Origin of the sequence: uncultured Fibrobacter sp. (assembly GCF_937877005.1) — a bacterium.
In the GTDB taxonomy this organism is placed as follows: Bacteria; Fibrobacterota; Fibrobacteria; order Fibrobacterales; family Fibrobacteraceae; genus Fibrobacter.
In genome coordinates this window covers 1-21,375 of record NZ_CALEFV010000030.1, presented here as the reverse complement: position 1 = coordinate 21,375, position 21,375 = coordinate 1, and the positions used below count along the sequence as shown (strand labels likewise).

Below are 21,375 nucleotides of genomic sequence, written 5' to 3'. Positions count from 1 at the left end.
CGCTATGGTCTTCGACAAGCGTAAAGGTCAGCACGGTGTCGTACAGGTCGTAATCATCAGCCTTGACTGTATCGACAACAGTCCCCTTCTTCACGTTTTCATCGACATCAACCGTTTCCGTTTCGATCCACGGAGTTTCGTTCTTGTCGAGAAGAGTAATCCACACCGTATCAGTCTCAGTGAGATCCGGCATCAGCGTATCGCTCAGGGTAATGTAGATGGCATATTCATGCGGATCCGTTTCGAAGTCGAACCTCTTGTTCGCAACAAGGTCGCCATTCGGCAACAGAGTGAACAATGTGTCAGCACCATTGGCACCGCCAGTCAACTTGAACTGATCGTGGATATAGAAGTCAGGAGTCTTCACGCCGGAGATTGCCATGGTATCGACATCTTCACCATGTTCAACATGTCCGACAACGACATTGGGTTCATTATGTTCCGTAAATTCGAACGGCCAGGTTACGAAGGTCGGAGCTTCATTCACATCACGGACTTCAATGACACGGCGGATAGAATCCTGCAAGCCATTCGGATCAGTCACAATAACGGTCACTTCATGCCTCGGATCAATCTTTTCGTAATCAAGCTTGTCGCCATCTTTGACAGAAACGACAACCTTCCACTTTTCGTCGACCTTCTTCATTTCAATCTTGAAGAGAGAATCCGTTCCAGAATTTCTTTCGTCCTTCAAGGAAACGCTAAGCATTCCAACTTCACCTAGGTCTTCGTCATCGACGACATAGCTGAACACCTCCGTATTGGTCGGAGAATTTTCATTCACGGCAACCGTAAGGGTCTTCTTGGATTCCGGATCGCTCGGGTCAGAGCCGCGGCCAGTCGTATCACAATGAGCAACGCAGATGGAGTCGGAATCATCTTCACCATCGTCATCGTCGTCGATAATGATCTTCGGCTTTTCGCTCACATCCTTAAGCGTAATCTTCACGGTTGCTGTATCAGAAAGTTCCTTATCCGTCACGCGAACCTTTACGTAGTAAACGGAATCCGTTTCATAGTTGAGGTTTGCATTTTCTGCAACAGTAATCTTACCGCTACCATCGATATCAAAGAGTTCTGCGGCTCCGACGGTAGAATCGAGCAGAGAGTAATAGAGCGTACCGAAATTGGGATTCAGTACATCCGGATCGCTAGCTTCCACGACACCGACAGAATCGCCCTTCTTGGAATTTTCATTCACGGCGAATTCAGCATCCTTGACAGTCGGCTTTTCGTTCACGTCGATCACATGAATGGTTCGAATGAGCGTGTCGGTAAGGCCAGCTGCATCAGAAAGCGTAATAAGCACCTCATGTGTCGATTTAACCTTTTCATAGTCAAGCTTCGAACCATCCTTCACCACAATATACAGGGAATCATTCGTAGCGCTCAGTTTGACCGTGAACAGGCTATCGGCTCCAGTCGGAGCAGTCTTCGAATTATCCGAAAGAATCGCCGTAAGCTTGCCCGCATCGGCGGCATCCACATCAGATATCGAGAACGGATGAATGGCGTACCCGGTCCTGGAATTTTCGTTGACATTATACGGACCGTCGCAGTTCGTATCGCCAGCGAAGCACTTGATATCCGGATTTTCGTTCACATCCTTGAGCGTCACGATCACGTCTGCCGTATCGGCGAGGCACTTTTCAGTGTACTTACCCGTCGTTGCATTCTTTTCGCAATTCTTGACTTCCACTTGGAAGGTGAACACCGGAGAAGTTTCAAAGTCCAGCTTGGTGGCGTCCGTCACAATAACTTTGTTTCCATCCATCGCGAACGGCATATCCGGCGTAATGACAGCGTAATCCAGGTGGCGGAATTCTTCATTCTTCGTATCGGGTTCATCGACAACCATCTCACCCACGACATCGCCATTGTTGAGATTCTCGTCCGGTTCAAAAGCATTATCGGCAATGACCGGAGCTTCATTCACGTCATTCACGTAAATGGTACGAATAAGCGTATCGGTAAGGCCGGCGGCATCCGTCACCGTAAGAACAACTTCATGTTTCGGATTGATCTTTTCAAAATCCAGTTTCGAGATGTCCAGCACAACGATGCTCACTTCCGTATTAGCTTCATTGACCTTTACAGTAAAGAGCGTATCGGCACCCGTCGTTCCGTTATCGGAAAGAGATACCGTGAGCTTGCCCGTATCATCGGCATCCACGTCGGAAATTGCGAAGGTATGGATTTCGGTACCCGTTTCGGAATTTTCATCGATATAGAACGGACCATTACAATTAGCATCACCAGTCTTGCAGGCAATATCCGGTTTTTCATTCACATCCTGGAGCGAAACCTTCACATTGGCCGTATCGGCAAGACATTTTTCGGTGTACAATCCGGTCGTCGCGTTCTTTTCGCAGTTCTTGACTTCCACCTCGAATTCAAATACCGGGCTTGTTTCAAAGTTCAGCGAGCTTGCATCGCTCACGACAATCTTGTTGGTATCCATCGCAAACGGCATATTTTCCGTAATGATGGTGTATTCCAAGTGGCGGAATTCTTCATTCTTCGTATCCGGTTCATCGGCAACCATTTCACCGACAACATCGCCATCGACGATATTTTCATCGGGCGTAAAGTTCTTGTCGGCTAGAATCGGCTTTTCGTTCACGTCATTCACATGAATGGTACGGATAAGCGTATCGGTCAAGCCAGCCGCATCAATGACCGTGATAACAACCTCGTGTGTCGGGTTGATCTTTTCGTAGTCAAGCGTTGCAATATTCTTCACGACAATACTTACTTCCGTATTCGCATCGTTCACAACGACATCGAACAGCGTGTCGGCACCCGTCGTTCCGTTGTCAGAAAGGGCGGCAGTGAGCTTACCGGCATCATCGGCATCCACATCGGAAATCGCGAAGGAGTGAATTTCAGTACCCGTTGCGGAATTTTCATCGACATAGAACGGACCATTACAATTATCATCGTCGGCCTTGCAGGTAATATCCGGATTTTCATTCACATTGACAATCGTAACAATCACATCAGCCGTATCGGTCAGGGTTTCGAGATTTCTGTCCTTAACCGCCACCTTGAAGGTGTAGGTCGTCGTCACTTCATGGTTCAGCTCTCCATTTACCAGGACCCTATTCGAATCCATTACGAAAGGAACTCCCTCGTCAACGATATTATAGACCAGATCGCGGAAGGCCTCGTTATAAGCATCCGGATCAGTCACCTTCAAGGCACCGACTTCGGTATTCACAGTAGAATTTTCATCAACCGCAAATTCAGCATCCTCAATCGTCGGAGCTTCGTTAGAGTCATCCACACGAATCCTGGTCACAGCTGTCACTTCTACACCAGATTCGTCCACCAAATGCAAGGTCACATCAAACAGAACCTTTTGGGCATCAGCATCGAAGTGATCGGCATACAGAGCTTCGTAATCAATAGCGCTCTTGACAGAAATCTTGACATAGGCGTATCCCACAGAATCCGCACTAGCAGACGGAACGACAACAACATCGAACAGGTCTTCGGCACTGACAACATTTTCAACCTTCTTGTTATCCGTCAAGGAAACATTAAGATTACCGACATCCTTTGCATCGGGGTCAAACACAAGAACATTCGCAAAGATGCTCGTTACCGGAGTATTTTCGACAACATTGTATTCATCCTTCACATTGTCGAATTTCGGATTTTCGTTGACATCGTTAATTTTGATTGTGATGATTGCGGTATCGTAGAGGTCCTTATCAAAGCCCTTTTCAATACCATTGTCGTGCACAATGGCCAAAATCGTATATTCGTTGCGTTCTTCATAATTGAGATCTGCGCCTTCAGCAACCTGAATCAAACCATTTCCATCAATGGTAAAGAGGGTTGCAACAGGATCCTTACCACTAGCAGACGTATCCGCCAACGAATAGGTAAACTTCGTCCAGGTATCTTCATCTGTTGCAGTCACCTTACCCACTTCCGCTTCCGGGGCAACATTTTCGGCAACAAACAAAGTCGTATCACGAATGACCGGCTTTTCATTGTCATCAAGAATCTTGATCGTCACCTGAGCCGATACAGTTTCCTTACCAGCACCATCCGTGGTAGATGCCTGATCGGTCACCTTGACCTTGATCGTATATTCGTTCTTCGCCTCAAAGTTCAAGACAACGCCATCTTTAACTTGGATTCGGCCATAATTATCAATGGAGAACAGAGAATTGACTTCTTCGTAGTTGGCGTCACTTTCATCAAAGGCAAAATCAAATTTGGAGTCGTCAACATCCTTCACTTCGAGAACGGCATCCATTTCAGTGCTGTTTTCAACAACTTCGAAAGTTGCATCATTAACAACGGGAGCGTCGTTCACCGGATTTACCTTAACCGTAACAGTGTAAGGATTTTCGGAAACTACATTATCCGCATCTTTCATTTTGAAAGTAAAGGAGGTATAAGCCGGAGAAACTCCATATTCATCCTTTGCAGCAATGAATTGCAAATCTATGTTTGTCGTTTCATTAATCGGAATAAACTTATTCAAGTCAGAGCTTGTAAGCGTGTCGCCATTACTCAGCAAGAAACCCTTTTCGGGAAGCGACATAATCACGATGCCCTGTTTGACCTTATCAAAGGCCGATTCATACTTGAACATGGAAGAATCAAATGTAAAGACTTCATCTTCCGTTGCAACGATTTCAAAGTCTTCGCTAGTCGGTTCAACATTCGCATCGACGATAATCAAGTCGAAATAACCATCCAACTTATTGCCCGGCAACACGGCACCAGAAATATTCGTGATTTTCAAGCGAAGAGTTTCATTCGGCCTTTCAACCAAATCGTCCTTAGCGACATTAATCCACACGCTAACATCAGGAGCATCTGCAGGAGTTTTTGCATCTTTAAGGATTGTCACCTTGCCCATGTCCTGCCCACATATGGGGAACAGATGGCCCTTCGATTTGGGATACGAATATCCATCTTCCAGCTTAAAGTCACTTTCCTTCGCCGACGAATTTTGCAAATCAAAGCAGTAGTCAATGAACACATCTGCCGGAGCGGGGGTATCGAGCGCAATGGGAACCTTTACCAGCAAATCGTTTTCAGGGAATTCAAGCGGAGTATCGGCCTGGGGCTTCAAGTCCAAGACCGGCGGATCGATCGGAACAAAAACAAAGCTCGTGCCATCAAATTCGTTACCAACCACCAGTTCATTAGCAATCAACTGCCCAGCAAAGTTAATGTTACTCTGCAAGAAAATCCTTCCGGTAGAAATATATGTTCCCAGAAGGTCACTGTTGTCCGTATTTTTAATGTTTATGTCATGATCTGTATAGAACAGCAAATTACCCGTATACTTTTCAGCAGGGACTTCAACGACAGAACCATCCTCTTGCGGAGTCCTATAAACGATTTGAATAACAGTATGGTTTCCCAACTGTATCTGATGTACAAAGATACGTGTCACACGACCACCTGCAGGCATACTCACTGTAATTTTAGCACCATCTGTACCGCCAATACCCGTAAGGATACTATCCATGTACATGTCATAAGGAGCCTTGCTCCCATCTACGGGATCAGGCACAACGATTCTTTGTTCACCGTTATTCGCACTAATTTTAATATCAGCCACAGTCGGAGAAGCCGGCCAATCAAGACGAGGAATGCTAACAGCGGTATTTGCAGAAGGCTGATCAGGACAGTTACTAATTGGTTGAGCCTGGAATCCAGCCGTTCCACCACCAGTAACCGATGTGTTATCCAAGCATATAGGAGCAGCATAATAACAATTATTACAGTTCTGACCAGACTGAAAAGAACCACCACGAATAGGACCCGTCGTAAACTTATAACCATCTCCGGTAGTTATTTTCCCGGCAACGACAATGGGACCACCTAACTGAGTTCCAACCGACGCTCCCTGCCCATCCGGTTGTTCAGCGCTAAAATAACCATTGGATCCGGTCCAGCCCGATTCATCGTGAATGATAACGCGGTTTCCGGTCTTTACAAAATCGTTCCCGAACAGTTTATACTTGACGAGATAATTCCAGTACTCCTGCTGCAGGTCTGCCGCAATACGGTTCCCTTGGGCATCAACAAAGTACAGCGGAGCTACCTCAACTGCCTGTGCAGACGCGACAATCGCCGCGCTAATGAATAATGACTTCAAAAATTTTTTCATAAGCTTCATGTTGTTCTCCCTGACAAAGCCCAAAAAAAATTATTCCAAATTGTACTATGTAAAATATACATAACTTTTTTATTTATTACAACTTTTTTTTCAACAGATTATAAACAATCGTAACAAAACACCCCGAAAAAACAGAAATGTGACAAAAATCACTCCGTCCGGCACCCCAAGACGGTCCTTTATCAGTTTCTAAATGTTTATAAAATGTTACACAACTACGATTATGTAAAATAAAAAAAGCCGGTTAACAAAATTTTTCTTGTTTTCCGGCTAATTTCATATAAATTATGTCGCTAATCTTTCGGCCGCTTATATCCAAACGGTTTCAGCAGGTCGTCGCTAGACTTAACGATATCACCCTTCTTCTTGCCCGAAGGATCAGCCACTGGCGGAAGCGTACAACGCAGGTGCGACTTGATCGTAGCCTCTACCTTGTACAAGTAGGCGCCCGTACCAATCAGCTTGCCGTTTTCAGCCTTTACATAGCCTTCCTTATCCGGCTTCATTTCGAAGAACATCTGGAGCATGCCCGCATCGTTGGTGTAATCCGGATCATTCATGTCCTGCGTGAAGCTGAAGTAGTCTACGAAGTTGCCAAGAGAGGTATACACCCAAATCTTGACATTCATCTGGGACTTGTACAGGTTGAGACGGCTGATATCGCTACCAATCTTGAGACCGTCTTCGCAGTATTCCTCGACGAATTCCTCGACCGAGACCTTCGTGCTGTTTTCGGCATCCACACCTTCCAAGGGAATCATGCCGTCGCTGCTCAACAAGTCATCCAACGTAGCAAGGCCACCGACACCATTAACCACGGGGAGCCTGATATCGAGCGCAAGGGTGGGGCCCAAGTGATCGGAACCAGACACACCCGGATACGGCTCTTCCCCGCTACCCGCCTTTGTCTTGAATTCGCCACCGATCAAGGTTTCAACTTCCTTTTCCGTCGTCGGATTCTTGATACTCACAGCGAACGTCTGACCCGGCTTCGGCGGGTTCACAGCATAGTATTCGGCCACCTTTTCCTTGGTGATTTCCGTAACCGGCTGTTCAATCGCAATTTCGACATTCTTGCTGTCCTTCATCACGACATACACCGTATCAGAGGCTTCATTGCCAGCCTTGTCGCGGTAGAAGCGCACGATGACATTGGCACCCTTTTCAAGGCCCTGCAGCGTCAAGGTATCCTGCTCGACACCGTTAACCGTCCAGACCACGTTCACGAAGTTGGAACGAACCACAGCACCTTCTTCCGGCGAAAGGATTTCCACCGTCGGGCCAATCTGGTCTAGCACGATAAAGACGGACTGCGTCGCGGCATTGCCATACTTATTCACGTAGGTGTAAGCGACCGAGTAACCGATGTTACCTTCGGAATTCTTCACCAGGTTCCCCTTCTTGTCCACTGGATAGGTAACCACGACGGTGTTACCCGCAGCATCCACATAGTCGTAAGTAACCGTGAACATGCCGACCGTCGTCGAAGACTTGGAACCGGACTTCTTTTCTGCCGCAGCAGAAGATGTCACGAGGTTGCCATCGCCATCGTCATACAGAACTGCACCCGTCACGGCATCCGCTTCATAAGAAATCGTCACTTCCTTACCGTCAATCGTCGTCACTCGCGTTACCGTAATCACCTCAATAGAATCGACCTTGCCCTTTTCGTTAACAACGGCACGCTTGATAACATTACCATTATTATCGGTTTTATAGGACACGGTCACTTCCTTGCCGGCGACCTTTTCTGTATACGAGACCTTGACTTCCGTACCATTGACCGGAGTGCGAGTCACAGGTGTCGACGGATTTTCGTTCAGGGCAACAGTTTCCTTAGCCACATTGACCATCGAGGAGAACTTGCTCTCCGGCACGGACAACGTTTCCAGATTCAGCTTGACCGTAAACGAGGTATCCTTCTTGCTTGCGGGGTCCTTAACCGTCACCAGGATATCATTCCTAGTATCATTGACATAGATGTTCGTATCGGCCTCATCCGTCTTCTCGACAATCGTATAGATATTGGCCGCCTTGACATCATCCGGGTTTGCCGTCACAGTCACGACAGGCGCCGCCGTGCTCACGAACACCACCACGGTATCGGAGGCAGGACCGTCAAGACTTGGATCGTTGAACTTCTTGATGATGACATTCTTGCCTTCCTTGAGCGTCGTATCGGCGCAAAGTTCCTCGGCTCCGCCATTCACCGAGCAATACAGCCTGATATCCTTCAGGTTCGTGTAAAGCGTGTCCGGGTTCTTCCAGGTGGAATCCGCATTTTCCGCCGTGGTAATTTCAATCGATGAGGGCGGAATGTCAACGATATCCACGGTAATGGTCTTGCGAGAGGAACCACCATGCGAATCGCTCACTTCAACCACGAGCAGAGTCGTCTTGACCGTTTCGTAGTCAATTTTCACACCCTTCTTCACCGTAATCACACCGTTCTTGGACACATCGAAGTACTTGGACGGTTCAGCCAACTTGTAAGTCAACACGGAATCATCCAGGTCATTATCGATTGCCTTGACGGTATCAACCACCGTTCCACCAGGAGAATTTTCCACCACGGAAACCTTCTCGGTCACGATAACCGGATTCTCGTTGATGTTACGAATTTCAATGGTCATGGTCTTGACAACCTTGAGCGAAGGATCTGTTGCATCGGTCAAGGCGACATCAATCGTGTATACACGGCGTTCCGTTTCGTAATTGAATTCCTTCTTGGTTCTGATGACGCCATCGTTATCAATGCTGAAAAAGGCCGTATCACCGGCAACAGCCGTAAATATGTCGACACGCTTAGTCGGATCCTTGTCAAGATCGTCAAAGACGACCGTATCCACCACCGTGCCCGCAACCTGATGCTCGTCAATTTCGAAAGACTGATCTACAAGGACCGGAGATTCGTTCTTGTCGAGTAGGTTGACAGTCATCGTCTTGGTCACAGAGATCGAAGGATCGTTCTTATCCGTCAACTTCACGACGATCGTATAGGTCGCGGGGTCCTTTTCAAAGTCCAGAGTTTTCTTAGCGGTGATGACGCCTTCCGGGCTGATGGCAAACACTGCCGTATCGCCACCCACCGCAGTAAACACATCTTCCTTGTACAGGAGGGCAGTATCGGGTTCAGAGAACACCACCGTTCCGACTTCAGAATTTTCCGGCATATTCTCTTCGATTCCGAAAGTCTGTTCTACCAAAACGGGGTATTCATTTTCGTCCGTCAAGTCGATTGTCATCGTCTTGGTCACGTAAACCGTCGGATCGTTCTTGTCGGAAAGCTTCACGACAAGCGTATAGCTACCAGGATCCTTTTCGAAGTCAAGCACCTTCTTGGTGGTGATGACGCCTTCAGGACTGATAGCGAACACAGCCGTATCGCCACCCACCGCAGTAAACACGTCTTCCCTAAACAGGAGCGACGTATCGGGTTCAGAGAAAGTCACTGTTCCGACTTCGGAATTCTTCGGCAGATTTTCCTTAATCTCGAAATTCTGTTCTGCAAGAGCAGGCTTTTCGTTCTTGTCGACGAGATTAATCGTCATAGTCTTCTCGACATAAATGGCAGGATCATTCTTGTCGGAGAGTTTTACGACAAGCGTATAGCTACCAGGATCCTGTTCGAAGTCAAAGACCTTCTTGGTGGTGATGACACCATCGGCACTGATCGCGAACAAGGCCGTATCGCCTCCCACCGCGGTGAACTCGTCTTCCTTGTACAGGAGAGCCGTATCGGGTTCGGTAAATACAACCGTTCCAATTTCGGAATCCACCGGCAGATTTTCCTCAACGCCAAATTCCTGTTCCGCAAGGACCGGAGTTTCATTTTCATCCGAGAGCTTGATCGTCATCGTCTTGGTCACATAGACCGTCGGATCGTTCTTGTCGGAGAGCTTCACATCGAGCGTATAGACACCAGGATCCTTCTCGAAGTCAAGCACCTTCTTGGTGGTGATGACACCTTCGGGACTGATTGCGAATATGTCCGTGGCTCCACCCACGACAGTAAACATGTCTTCCCTAAACAGGAGAGCCGTATCGAGTTCGGTGAACACCACCGTTCCAACTTCGGCATTTGCCGGCTGATTTTCCTTGACACCGAATTCCTGTTCCGCAAGAACCGGTTTTTCGTTCACGTCTGTCACAACGATAGAAACGGGAAGTTCGTAAGAGAGCGTATCGGCAAGCGTCGTCGAAGCGCTCATGTCGCGGACACGGACCGTCACCGAGTAAGAAGACTTTGTTTCGTAATCAAGAACGGCCTTCTTCACCGAAATGGCGCCAGTGGAAGCATCTATCTTGAAGATGGAGGAATCCCCACCCACAAGACTATAGACAAACTCTTCGTCATCCACGTCTTTCGCGACGAGGCTTCCCGTTACGGCAGCATTGACAGAAGAATTTTCTGCAACCGTAAAGGTGCTCGCCACGGCACTCGGAGCATCGTTGACGGCAGCAATGTTTACAGACATCACGGCAGATCCCGAAACGGCATTCTTTTCGTCCTTCACCTGGAAGAGGAAAGTAACGTAAGGAGTACCGTTATCATCCTTCTTTCCGTAGTACTTGAGTTCGGAAATAGAATCCACCGGGATAAACTTACGATCCGTAAGAGTATCTCCCAAATAGGTCAATACGCCCTTGGACGGCACCGTGCTCACGAAAATACCGAGTTCCGCATAATCCTTGCTTGAATAGTAGCTGAAGTCGGCGGTCTTAAATACATAGACCAAATCTTCTGTACCATTCACACTGGAAGCACTCGCCACGGGAGATGTCGTTCCATCGATAATCTTCAAGTTGAAGTGACCTTCACGCTCATTACCCGGAAGGACTGCGCCCGCAAGGTTGAATATCTTCATGTGCAGGAATTCATCGCCTTCGTTAAGACCGTCAATAAGCACGTTCAGGTAAGCCTTGAATTCATCCGTCGGATAAAGCCTTCCGGCAGCAATCCTTACATAACCCGAATCCTTGATCACATCGATATTAACGATGGAACTATCCGTTTTTGTCACACCGTCTTCGTCATATACATAATTTCCCCAGGTCGTATCGCGAATTTCGCATATCGGGAACGGAGCCTTCGCGGTCGAGGTGAAGTCTGCACGTTCAGCCGTAGAGAGAGCCGGATCGAGATCGAAGCAGTAGTTGAAATCAACCGAGGTATTTGTACGTTCGTCAAGCGATATGGGAATTTCTGCATCGACATTGTTTTCGGGGAACGCACCGTTTTCAAGCAGTTCCGGGTCAATATTCAGGATAGGCGGATCGAACGGCACGTAGCGGAAGTCGCCGATAATGTCAGATTCGAACCAGAGGTTATTCGCAACAAGCTGACCTGCCAAAGTAAAGTGGTCCTTGATGGTAAGTTTACCCGTAGTCATGAACGTTCCCTGGAAACTCGGGTTTATCATAGAGTTCCAGTCAATGTCCTCATTGGTGTAGAACATCAGATTACCAGCATACTTCGCGTTGCTCACATAGTTAGAATCGGTAATCTTACTCAAATCCCACTGATTAGTACTACGATCGTAAGTGGTTCCTGCACTTACGTAAATGACCTGTATAAGAGCGCTATTGGCAGAGTTATCAATCGAAACGCCTCCACGCGTAAAGATTCGAGTCAAACGACCTCCAGGAGGCATCACCACATAAAGCTTTGTATTCGGGGTACAGCACATAGAAATTTTTTCTATGTACAGGTCATAAGTGCCATATTCATTGACATATACGGATTCAGGCGGGACATGAATGTAGCCGACCTGATCATACTGATTCAACGAAATCGCTGGAGCCCAATCCCCCGTATTTTCAGATTCCGGCCATATCGGAACACGCAGATGCGTATCTACAGAAGGAACCTCTGCAGGACAGGACTGATAGGTGCCTACCGCAAACGGATATGCAACATACTTATAGTATTCCGTTACAGGCACAGGATCTCCCGTTTCGGGATCCGTGACATCATAAACATATACGGAATCGGCCGTCGCTTCATCTGCAGGAACCACGCCCGATGAAGCATAAACACCTCCACTAATCAGCGAAGCCAAGTTGGCCAGCGTGTTGTCGTATTGATTCGAAGACGCTGTTTCAACCCTTCCGTTTACGCAAAACGGACCTTCATACCTGTTATTTGTTCTAAAGAAATCAATGTTATTATTAAATTTCCAATCAGTCAAAATCATATTTCCCAAGGTGCGCATCGGACCGCCACTAAGGGTATCAAATTCTGAAGTAGTCCCATTATTCGACAAATTGAAGTTTCCACCAGAAAGCAGTGGGCCGCCCACATGATGTCGACCATTATAGAAGGAAATATCGCCCGTCGATGTACCGTTATAGCCGTTCAAGTCCGCAATATGAACATTTTCCTTGTTGAAGGTAAGGCCATCCGAGCCCCACAGCTTGTACTTCATCAGATCTTCCCAGTACTGCTGCTGATCTTCGGGATTATCCGCTACGGAACTTCCAAGGCTTTCAAAATACAACGGAGCAACGGAGGCCGCGAAAGCGCCTCCGGAAAGACCGAGCAACAGCACGGTCATACCAATCATTTTTACCGATCCTTTCAACATAATAGCCTCCAAGATTGGTCCTTATGGAAATTTGCAAACAACCTTTTCTTTAAAATACATAAAAAAATTTACAAAAGCTCTTTTTTTGTAAAAAAAAATCATTAAAACCACCTTTTTTGGCCTTAAAAATGCGATTTTGCTTATATTTGCCCTGTCGTTTACAAAAATTGACTTGTAAAATCACAAAAAAATACTATATTGCGGGTTCCTAGGCCCTGCGCAATGACTATTTGCGGGCAAATCGCCAGGGCGAAAGCAGCAACGGACTTGCGAATTTTTATGTGCTCAGGTAGCCTAGGACTTTTTTATGATCCTCTGGACAATCCGCCACACAAAACCATTCAATCCGAACGATGTCTGCTACGGCAGGCTCGATTTTGATGTCTCCCCCACATTCGAAGAAGAAAGCGACAGCGCCCTGAAGGCCCTACTCAACGCCGAAGCCAAGCCGACCCGACTATTCACAAGCCCACTCAAGCGCTGCCTGAGACTCGCCGAAAAAGCCGAGAAGGCGACCGGGCTTTCCATGGAAAAGCGCGAAGAAATCATCGAAATGAACTTCGGTTCCTGGGAAGGGCATAAACTGACCGAAGTTCCGCGCGAAGAAATGGCGGCCTGGGCAAACGACCTCCGCGGATACCGGTTCAAGGACGGAGAATGCTTTCACGACATAGACCGCCGAGTAGCTTCATTTTTGGACACGCTCGACGACAATGGCGAATTTCTGTGGATTACCCATGCAGGCGTTATTGCCGCCCTACAGCACTTCGCCTGCGGACTCCCCGATGACCAGTTCGTGGAAGGCGCTTTCAGCTACGCCATGGTTTCGCGCTTTGTATTCAAGCGAAATGCCGAAGGACATTATCGCGGTACATTTGAAAAGATTCACGACGGCATCCAAATGCAGCCGCTGAAAATCGGGTGAAAAGATGAGAAATGTGAAATTAATTCCATATCACACTTTTCACACTAAACATTAATTAAAAGTCAAACGACATCAAGGCCTGGACACCGCCTCCCAGTTGCGGCAGCAAGGCCAAGTGCACCGGATTGTCGAAATCGCTCAATAGGGCATCCACCGCCGCATCAGCCACGGAATACAGATAAATCAGCGCCATCGCCCAGATATACTGGTTACGGTTCTTACGGTAATAGGTCACACGCTCCAAGACTCGTTCATACTCTTCGGATGTCGTACTTTCGGCTTCAACCAGGTGCTTACGGTCCAGATAGTATTCCACCATGTTCTGCGAAGTCCATATGCTAGTTGACGCTCCGATAATCGCCATGTACAGCAACCCCGCCTTGCCAAACTCCCTATTGTACATCTGTCCAAATCCAGGAATGATCGACCAAAGCAGAGCCTTCTTCATGCTCTTGAGTTCAACGCTCCGGTAATTGTTGTTGTACCATATTCCGAACGCATCGAAAAAGCTGTACAGATACAGGCCATACATCCACGCCGTTTCAGCCTTGCGCAAGTCTTCCTGTTCCATTTTCTTGTCACTCTTTTCGCGGACGCGGGATATATATTCCGAACGCTTTTCCTGGTAATACTGCAGGCTATCCCTCGTGGACGAGTTTATCAGCAACCTGGTGTACAGCGCCACGGAATCCTGGAACGGTTCCGCCTGTTCCAGCACTCGCTTATGCTGGTAGCTCTTATTCGCTGTTACTTCGTACAAAAGCAGAAGCTCTATGCCGGTAATGAAGCCGCCGCGCACATAGTGCTCCGTATAGTATTGGCCGCCACCCGGGAACAGGGCAAACAGCATGGTCATGGCAAGGGAATTTCGCTTGGTAGGAATATCCCATTCGTTCACGGCAAGAGTATCTATTGCGACAATGCCAGTCATTCCTTTTTGCAGGGGATCGCCTGCCAAGGTATCGGCAGGTTCCTCTGCCTGCGAGGAATCCGCCGGAAGATTCTGCGCACTAGCCCCCGCAGCAAAAGCGAGGCTTACAAACAAGACTATAGCAAGCAGACGATTTGACATCGGCTTGACAATATAGAATAAATCATCATCGTTTTCCTATTTATTTGTTTGTACAACCATATGTTTTTTCCAATCTTTGGCCTTATTTTTTCTTTTTTTTGCAAGGGAACAGCATACCGAGGTTCCAAAAGGTATATTTTCAAAAAAAATTTCATGTTTTGATTCAATTGTCATTTTATGACATAAAACAATTCTAAATTACGGAGTATGAAAATGAGCGATACAAAAGATTTCGATTTTCAAAGAGAAGACTTAGAAAACAAGATTTCCCTGTTGGTCAAGACCATCAAGGATACGCTCATCGCACGGGGCGAAATGATGGCAACAGCCGAATCGCTCACGGGCGGCCTTGTGGCAAGCAGCATCGTGAACGAGGCAGGATCCTCAGCCGTACTTGCCGGCGGCATTGTCGCCTACCAGAACGAAATCAAGGAAGCCTTGCTTGAAGTCCCCCACCAGGTGCTCGAAGAAAAGGGAGCCGTTTCGGCCGAAACCGTAAAGGCCATGGCCGAAGGCGCCCGCAAAAAGTTCGGTTGCGAATGGGCGGTCGCCACCTCTGGTATTGCAGGACCCACCGGAGCCGAACCGGGAAAGCCCGTAGGAACGGTTTGGATTGCAGTCGCCAACAGTTTGCAAAACGTGGCTTTATGTAAAAATTTCGAAGGAAACCGCATCGAAGTCCGAGAAAAAAGCGTGTATAGTGCACTGAGCGAGCTACTTTTTTTGTTGAATAACCAAAAAAGCACTTGCACAAGTGAACACTAGTTATTATATTTAGAATCAGAAAACAAAATGGAGTCCTATATGGCAAAGAAAACGAACAACACCCCGACCAGCAACCTTTCCGCCGACAAGGCGAAGGCAGTAGAAGCAGCCATCGCCCAGATTGAAAAGAACTATGGTAAAGGTTCCATCATGGCCCTCGGACAGCAACCCGTCGAAGACATCCCCGTAATCCCCACAGGTTGCATTCAGCTCGACATGGCCCTCGGCGTGGGAGGTTTCCCCCGCGGCCGCATCATCGAAATTTACGGACCAGAATCCTCCGGTAAGACCACCCTCACCTTGCACGCCATTGCTGAAGCCCAGAAGCTTGGCGGCGTGGCGGCCTTCATCGACGCGGAACACGCTTTTGACGCCGTTTACGCCCGCAAGCTCGGCGTCGACATTGAATCCCTCCTCGTTTCCCAGCCCGATACGGGCGAGCAGGCCCTCGACATCGCCGAGACCCTCGTGCGTTCCGGCGCCATCGACATTATCGTGATTGACTCCGTGGCAGCCCTCGTTCCGCAGGCAGAAATCAATGGCGAAATGGGCGACAACCATGTCGGCCTGCAGGCACGCCTCATGAGCCAGGCCCTGCGTAAACTCACCGGCATTCTCTCAAAGTCCAACACCTGCATGCTATTCATCAACCAGCTGCGCATGAAGATCGGCGTCATGTTCGGCAACCCCGAGACCACTACCGGCGGCAACGCACTGAAGTTCTACGCCACGCAGCGCATCGACATCCGCCGTATAGCCGCCATCAAGGACGGCGAAGAAGTTATCGGTAACCGCACCCGCGTGAAAGTCGTGAAGAACAAGGTTGCAGCCCCGTTCACACAGTGCGAATTCGACATCCTGTACGGTTGCGGAATTTCCCGCGAAGCCTCCATACTCGATCTCGCAACGGAACTCGACATCATCCAGAAAAGCGGTTCCTGGTTCAGCTACAACAATGAACGCATCGGCCAGGGTCGCGAAAACACGCGTCTATTCCTGAAGGACAACGCCGATCTCTGTAACGAAATCGAGGCAAAAATTCGCGAAAGCATGAAGGATGTGGAGCTGTTCAAGCTGAACGAAGGCGACGCTATCGCCGCAGACGATTCCGACGAAATCGCCGCAGTCGATGCAGAAGGCTAACACCATCTACGATTCGAATTCCTATCATCGCTAGTCAAGGACAACCGATTAGCGACAAAGTCCATCTTTTTCTTCCTGAAAAAAAACAAACCCCGACCAATCCTTCAGCCATTGGGATAGGCCGGGGTTTTCCGCTATTGCAAAATTTCTATATTCCTAAGCATGAAAAGAAAATCCAAACAGGCTCAATTCCGCATATCGGCGATGCTGATTGCCTTTGGATGTTCCATAGCCTTTTCCCAGATGTCATGTCCCCACTTTCTACTGAAGTCTCCCATGGTCGTAAATATCGAAGGATACTTCGTCAACGAAAAGATGTCACGTGCAAACATCGACATAGAATGGAGACACCATCCAGACGCCTTGGATACCTTTTTCGTTAATCAGCCGGATCATCCGCGTTTCGATTTCATTACCGCCGGTGAGTACCGCTACATGGAATTTCCCGGCACGAAGATCAGGCGGCAGCTAGGGACGCACCACCTCAAGGAAAACATCGGTGAATCTCCCCTGAAGCTCGACGACATGGAGCTTTTGGCCAACGGACAGTTCCTGTGCAAGGATTCCAGCGAACAGAAACCAAATGTTCTTTCAACGGCATTCTCCATGGCCTGGTGGACCCTCGTCGCCGACAGCCTTCCCATGCCTAGCAGGGTAACCATGAACGGAGCCCGCAAGGAAAGACGCACCTTCACGATCCGCCAATGGAAAAATTACTCCGGAGAAACGTTACCCACCCTGGTGAAGCTGGAAAGTGAACGGTATAACGGAGAAATCTGGATCCGCTCCGCCTACCCCATGCAGACATTGCTGGCCGACCCCATCGTGACAAACGCGCACAAGAAAACAAAGTCCGAAGTGCCGAATCTATTTGGAAAAATTCCTACGAAGGGGGAAAGAAAAATACCACTGATACTCAAGCTGAACCAGGAACTGCTGCGCGAATGACCCGCTGTAAAAATCGGAATCGACACGGCGCCAGCCTCCAATTTCCATAATAAGGTTATGCTTGTCTTCGTTCCAGAAGAAATGAGCTCCAAGCAACGCCTTACCATAGCCGAGAGACTCCTTCTGCACCGTATTATGATCACGCAAATACCCAGTCTTGTAAAAATTGCTTTCGAACAGGGCTGCAAAATGCTTCGCGAGCGGAATTCTGCCATAAGCATCGAGTTCTATCAGGAAATCACGGCTGAAAACGGGAATGTTTCGCTTGTAATCATAGCTCTTGCCATCGAAATCAGTGCTGACATCGGACAGGATATAGTGCAACTTGAATCCAAGGATCGAGCCTCGTGGAAAGGCGTAACTGAGACTGGCCGAAAGATCGATTGACTGCATATAGTCAAAGGCCCCGTCATTTTCATAAAGATTGTCCGTGATATAATCCGCATTCCAGCTTCCTGCAATACGGCCCTCGTTTTCCACTTCAGCCGTTACCATTTCCAGGTTCGACTTAAAATAGACATAGCTTTCATAGACCGCGTTCAATTCAATTTGGGGATTCGTCTTGAACGGGCGAATTCCAAGGCCAGCAAGATATCCACCGTAGAAAGGCGCCACCTCTATCGCGGCATCCATGCGAAGATAGGCAGGATTTATTCCGAGAGGTTCACCATAGGCAAGATCTTCGAGCGGTTCAAGCCAGGTATAGTGAGCCATCCCTACCGCCTGAGGCAGCCACTGTCCCCATACAAACGGAGTATTGCCCATAACACTTAGGGACAGATTGGGACCATAACGATAAGCAAAATTCGCATTTTCATTGAATCCGTCAGCACGGGCAAAGACGGCAAAAGCAAAAAAAACGACACAAAACCTGATATTTCGCTTTAAATTCAACATTTCCATATAAAATTTAAAATATTTTCCACATTCGAACAATAAATTCTTATCTTGTATCTATCAAATTTAGAGGAGTCTCTATGAAATTGTCTCATCTCTGCGTACTTGGCGTCAGCGCCCTTATGTTCTGGGCCTGTGCAAGCCGCTACTCATCTCCCATCTTGATCGAACGTGGTGAAGGCCGCAAGGAATATGAACGCGAGTACTTCGCCATCAAGGAAAGCATGGGCATCGACAAACGCTTGAAGGATGTGTTCAAGCAGGGCTATATCGAAGAAGGCATGACCAACGACATGGTAAACCTGCTATGGGGACCACCTGATCACGAAAAAGAAACCGAGACGACCAGCGTATGGGAATACTACACCCGCGAAGGCAAGCTCATCACGCGTCTTATCTGGAAGCACCCCGACCAGGCCCGTCTGAAGGGCTACGAGGGCGAATGGATTCTGGAAAAGATCGAAGGCGACCGTTACGGCGGATCCCCGGCTCCGACTTCCAAGCACTCTTCTAACTACTAATAGACACGCCCGCCATCAAGCGGGCATTCTTTTTATGCAAATTTGACCGTCCCGGACTACCGGGGGCGGTCTTTTTTTACTAAATTTAGGCGCGTTAAATTTTAAACCTCTCAAGGAGTTAATTATGCGTCAGTATATCATCGCTGGTAACTGGAAGATGAACAAGACCGTTAGCGAATCCATTCAGCTCGCTAAGGATATCGTGGAAGCCGTCAAGGACGTGAAGAAGACCGAAGTGGTCATCGCCCCGACTTACCTCGCCGCCGCCAAGGTCGCCGACGTCATCAAGGGTTCCAACGTGAAGCTCGCCATCCAGGACATCCACTGGAAGGACCAGGGCGCATACACTGGTAAGGTTTCCGTGGACATGGTCAAGGAAATCGGTGCCGAATACATCATCATCGGCCACTCCGAACAGCGCCAGTACTTCCACGAAACGGAAGAAACCGTGAACCTCAAGGTCAAGAAGACCCTCGAAGCCGGTCTGAAGCCGATTATCTGCATTGGCGAAACCCTCGACCAGCGCAACGGCGGCATCCTGAAGGAAGTCCTCGGCCTCCAGATCAAGGGCGCCTTCAAGGACATTTCTGCTGAAGACGCAGCCAAGTGCGTGCTCGCTTACGAACCGGTTTGGGCAATCGGCACTGGCGTTACCGCTACCGACGAACAGGCTCAGGACACCCAGGCCTACGCTCGTTCCGTTGTGAAGGAAATCTACGGCGAAGCTGTTGCCGAAGGCATGCGCATCCAGTACGGTGGCTCCATGAAGGGCGCCAACGCAGCTGGCCTCCTCGCCCAGAAGGACATCGACGGCGGTCTCATTGGAGGTGCAGGCCTCAAGGCTAACACCTTCAAGGAAATCATCGACGCTGCCGAAGCTCGCTAATTAAAACTTAAATTCAAGGTAAAACGACTATGACAACACTCTTTTGGATTGGTATCGTCCTGCACGTGTTCCTGTGCCTCTTCCTCATGTTGCTCGTTCTGGTTCAGAACGACAAGATGGGCGGTCTCGCAGGCCTCGGCGGCATGACTTCCCAGTCAGCCTTCTCTACCGCAGGTGCCGCGACCTTCATCCAGAAGTTGACCCGCGTCGTGGCCGTGATCTTCTTTATCGTCGTATTCGCCCTCGGCCTGATTACTGCCAAGCAGGACCAGACCGTCGAAGAATCCGCCATGCAGAAGGCTACCCGTGAAAACGCCGCCCAGCAGACCGCTCCGGCACCGGCTCTCCCGGCCGACTTTGCAGCTCCCGCTAACGCTGCTGCACCGGCCGCCGACGTTGCTCCGGCTACAGAAGCTCCTGCTTCGGAAGCACCGGCCGCTCCTGCTGAAGCCAAGTAAGGTTTTGTCTCGCGCGGCTTAGGCTGCGCAGGCAATGCTGCGGTCGTGGTGGAATTGGTAGACACGCTAGCTTGAGGTGCTAGTGGGAGCGATCCCATGACAGTTCAAGTCTGTCCGACCGCATTACGAAGTCCGCCCTTGTGGCGGACTTTTTCGCTAAGTAAAAATGTTAGATTTCTTGATATGAAGCACATTCTCATCATTCTTTGTCTCGTCTTGAGTTCATGCGGTTGTTGGGACTTGAGCGAGCACTGCCAAGAAGAAAACGAAATGTTCTTTAAAAACGAACGCGATAGCCGTAAATGTACGGACTTTGCCGCAGTCGAAAGATGCAAGGCCGAACAACAAGAAATTCTAGCTACGCAGCAACCCGGAAAACCTTTAAACATCGATTCCCTGTGCAATGCAAACACAGAGAAAATCAAATGTAAAGACCGAGATGAATATGGATTCTAATCTTATAGCCCCTGTTGGCGTTTTGGGCTTTGGCGTCGAAGGCCAGAGCACGTTCGATTACCTTGTACATAACGGTGTCAAGGACATCGTTGTCATGGACAAGAACCCGGTGAAGTTGCCGGAAGTCCCCGCCGGCGTGAACGTAAAGGTGTGTTCCGGCGAGAACTATTTGGATGGCCTTAAGGATTGCGTAACGGTGGTGCGTTCTGCAGGCGTCTACCCCATGAGCCCCGCATTGTTCAAGTTCCAGATGAACGGCGGGATGATGACTAGCCAGATTCAGCTGTTTTTAGAACAAACTAAATCAAAGAAAGTTGTAGGCGTTACGGGCACGCTCGGCAAGGGTTCTACCGTGAGCATGATTAGCCACATTCTGACCAAATGCGGTGTGAACAACGAGATTGGCGGCAACTTCGGTGTGCCGGCGCTTGACCTTTTGAAGGACGAGACGGCAGACCGAGTGAGCATTCTGGAGCTTTCGAGTTTTCAGTTGATGACTTTGTCTGTGTCGCCGGATGTAGCAGTGGTGCTGCGTGTTTCCACGGAGCACCTCGACTGGCACC

Annotated in this window: 13 protein-coding genes, 1 tRNA gene and 1 other RNA gene; 11 read left to right on the top strand and 4 right to left on the bottom strand. The window is 48.7% G+C overall.

The window, feature by feature from the left end:
- Positions 1 to 6,154: cadherin domain-containing protein (locus Q0628_RS01630; RefSeq protein WP_298767834.1), on the bottom strand; the 6,154-nt coding region annotated here is incomplete at its 3' end.
- 293 nt (positions 6,155 to 6,447) lie between these two features.
- Positions 6,448 to 12,741, bottom strand: coding sequence for a cadherin repeat domain-containing protein (locus Q0628_RS01625; RefSeq protein WP_298767833.1), 6,294 nt, complete (start codon positions 12,739 to 12,741; stop codon positions 6,448 to 6,450).
- A 206-nt stretch (positions 12,742 to 12,947) separates the two neighbouring features.
- Here Q0628_RS01625 and ffs point away from each other — a divergent pair.
- Together ffs and Q0628_RS01615 are read left to right on the top strand one after the other, a co-directional pair.
- An RNA gene (gene ffs / locus Q0628_RS01620) (signal recognition particle sRNA small type) lies at positions 12,948 to 13,044 on the top strand.
- Between the two features lie 4 nt (positions 13,045 to 13,048).
- Positions 13,049 to 13,666 carry a histidine phosphatase family protein gene (locus Q0628_RS01615; RefSeq protein WP_298767832.1) on the top strand — a complete coding sequence of 206 codons (618 nt, stop codon included), beginning with the start codon at positions 13,049 to 13,051 and terminating at the stop codon, positions 13,664 to 13,666.
- Between the two features lie 55 nt (positions 13,667 to 13,721).
- On the opposite strand, the gene Q0628_RS01610 is transcribed toward Q0628_RS01615, so the two are convergent.
- Positions 13,722 to 14,738 carry a DUF5683 domain-containing protein gene (locus Q0628_RS01610; protein ID WP_298767831.1) on the bottom strand — a complete coding sequence of 339 codons (1,017 nt, stop codon included), beginning with the start codon at positions 14,736 to 14,738 and terminating at the stop codon, positions 13,722 to 13,724.
- 213 nt (positions 14,739 to 14,951) lie between these two features.
- On the opposite strand from Q0628_RS01610, the gene Q0628_RS01605 reads away from it, so the two are divergent.
- The 3 genes from Q0628_RS01605 (at position 14,952) to Q0628_RS01595 (ending at position 17,594) form a co-directional block, all read left to right on the top strand.
- Positions 14,952 to 15,503 carry a CinA family protein gene (locus Q0628_RS01605; RefSeq protein WP_298767830.1) on the top strand — a complete coding sequence of 184 codons (552 nt, stop codon included), beginning with the start codon at positions 14,952 to 14,954 and terminating at the stop codon, positions 15,501 to 15,503.
- 39 nt (positions 15,504 to 15,542) lie between these two features.
- The gene (recA, locus tag Q0628_RS01600; RefSeq protein ID WP_298767829.1) at positions 15,543 to 16,646 is read left to right on the top strand and encodes a recombinase RecA; all 1,104 of its coding nucleotides are present in this window, start codon (positions 15,543 to 15,545) and stop codon (positions 16,644 to 16,646) included.
- Between the two features lie 162 nt (positions 16,647 to 16,808).
- Entirely contained in the window at positions 16,809 to 17,594 is a 786-nt protein-coding gene (locus Q0628_RS01595) for a hypothetical protein (RefSeq protein WP_298767828.1), read from the top strand.
- On the opposite strand, the gene Q0628_RS01590 is transcribed toward Q0628_RS01595, so the two are convergent.
- Positions 17,514 to 18,491, bottom strand: coding sequence for a hypothetical protein (locus tag Q0628_RS01590; RefSeq protein WP_298767827.1), 978 nt, complete (start codon positions 18,489 to 18,491; stop codon positions 17,514 to 17,516). The two genes, Q0628_RS01595 and Q0628_RS01590, sit on opposite strands and share 81 nt — an antisense overlap.
- Positions 18,492 to 18,571: 80 nt before the next feature.
- Here Q0628_RS01590 and Q0628_RS01585 point away from each other — a divergent pair, with 80 nt between their 5' ends.
- From Q0628_RS01585 to Q0628_RS01560, 6 genes are all read left to right on the top strand, one after another.
- The gene (locus Q0628_RS01585; RefSeq protein ID WP_298767826.1) at positions 18,572 to 19,012 is read left to right on the top strand and encodes a hypothetical protein; all 441 of its coding nucleotides are present in this window, start codon (positions 18,572 to 18,574) and stop codon (positions 19,010 to 19,012) included.
- A gap of 124 nt (positions 19,013 to 19,136) precedes the next feature.
- Entirely contained in the window at positions 19,137 to 19,898 is a 762-nt protein-coding gene (gene tpiA, locus Q0628_RS01580; RefSeq protein ID WP_298767825.1) for a triose-phosphate isomerase, read from the top strand.
- A gap of 29 nt (positions 19,899 to 19,927) precedes the next feature.
- A complete protein-coding gene (gene secG, locus Q0628_RS01575; protein WP_298767824.1) occupies positions 19,928 to 20,356 on the top strand; it encodes a preprotein translocase subunit SecG in 429 nt (142 codons plus the stop codon).
- 39 nt (positions 20,357 to 20,395) lie between these two features.
- Positions 20,396 to 20,479: transfer RNA gene (locus Q0628_RS01570), tRNA-Leu, on the top strand.
- A 60-nt stretch (positions 20,480 to 20,539) separates the two neighbouring features.
- Positions 20,540 to 20,812, top strand: coding sequence for a hypothetical protein (locus Q0628_RS01565; RefSeq protein ID WP_298767823.1), 273 nt, complete (start codon positions 20,540 to 20,542; stop codon positions 20,810 to 20,812).
- On the top strand, positions 20,802 to 21,375 hold a 574-nt coding region (locus tag Q0628_RS01560), incomplete at its 3' end, for a Mur ligase family protein (protein ID WP_298767822.1). The genes Q0628_RS01565 and Q0628_RS01560, both read left to right, overlap by 11 nt.

Coding starts and splice junctions, on each gene's coding strand:
- Q0628_RS01625 (WP_298767833.1), bottom strand. CDS start 12,741: ATGTTGAAAGGATCGGTAAAAATGATTGGTATGACCGTGCTGTTGCTC.
- Q0628_RS01615 (WP_298767832.1), top strand. CDS start 13,049: ATGATCCTCTGGACAATCCGCCACACAAAACCATTCAATCCGAACGAT.
- Q0628_RS01610 (WP_298767831.1), bottom strand. CDS start 14,738: ATGTCAAATCGTCTGCTTGCTATAGTCTTGTTTGTAAGCCTCGCTTTT.
- Q0628_RS01605 (WP_298767830.1), top strand. CDS start 14,952: ATGAGCGATACAAAAGATTTCGATTTTCAAAGAGAAGACTTAGAAAAC.
- recA (WP_298767829.1), top strand. CDS start 15,543: ATGGCAAAGAAAACGAACAACACCCCGACCAGCAACCTTTCCGCCGAC.
- Q0628_RS01595 (WP_298767828.1), top strand. CDS start 16,809: ATGAAAAGAAAATCCAAACAGGCTCAATTCCGCATATCGGCGATGCTG.
- Q0628_RS01590 (WP_298767827.1), bottom strand. CDS start 18,491: ATGTTGAATTTAAAGCGAAATATCAGGTTTTGTGTCGTTTTTTTTGCT.
- Q0628_RS01585 (WP_298767826.1), top strand. CDS start 18,572: ATGAAATTGTCTCATCTCTGCGTACTTGGCGTCAGCGCCCTTATGTTC.
- tpiA (WP_298767825.1), top strand. CDS start 19,137: ATGCGTCAGTATATCATCGCTGGTAACTGGAAGATGAACAAGACCGTT.
- secG (WP_298767824.1), top strand. CDS start 19,928: ATGACAACACTCTTTTGGATTGGTATCGTCCTGCACGTGTTCCTGTGC.
- Q0628_RS01565 (WP_298767823.1), top strand. CDS start 20,540: ATGAAGCACATTCTCATCATTCTTTGTCTCGTCTTGAGTTCATGCGGT.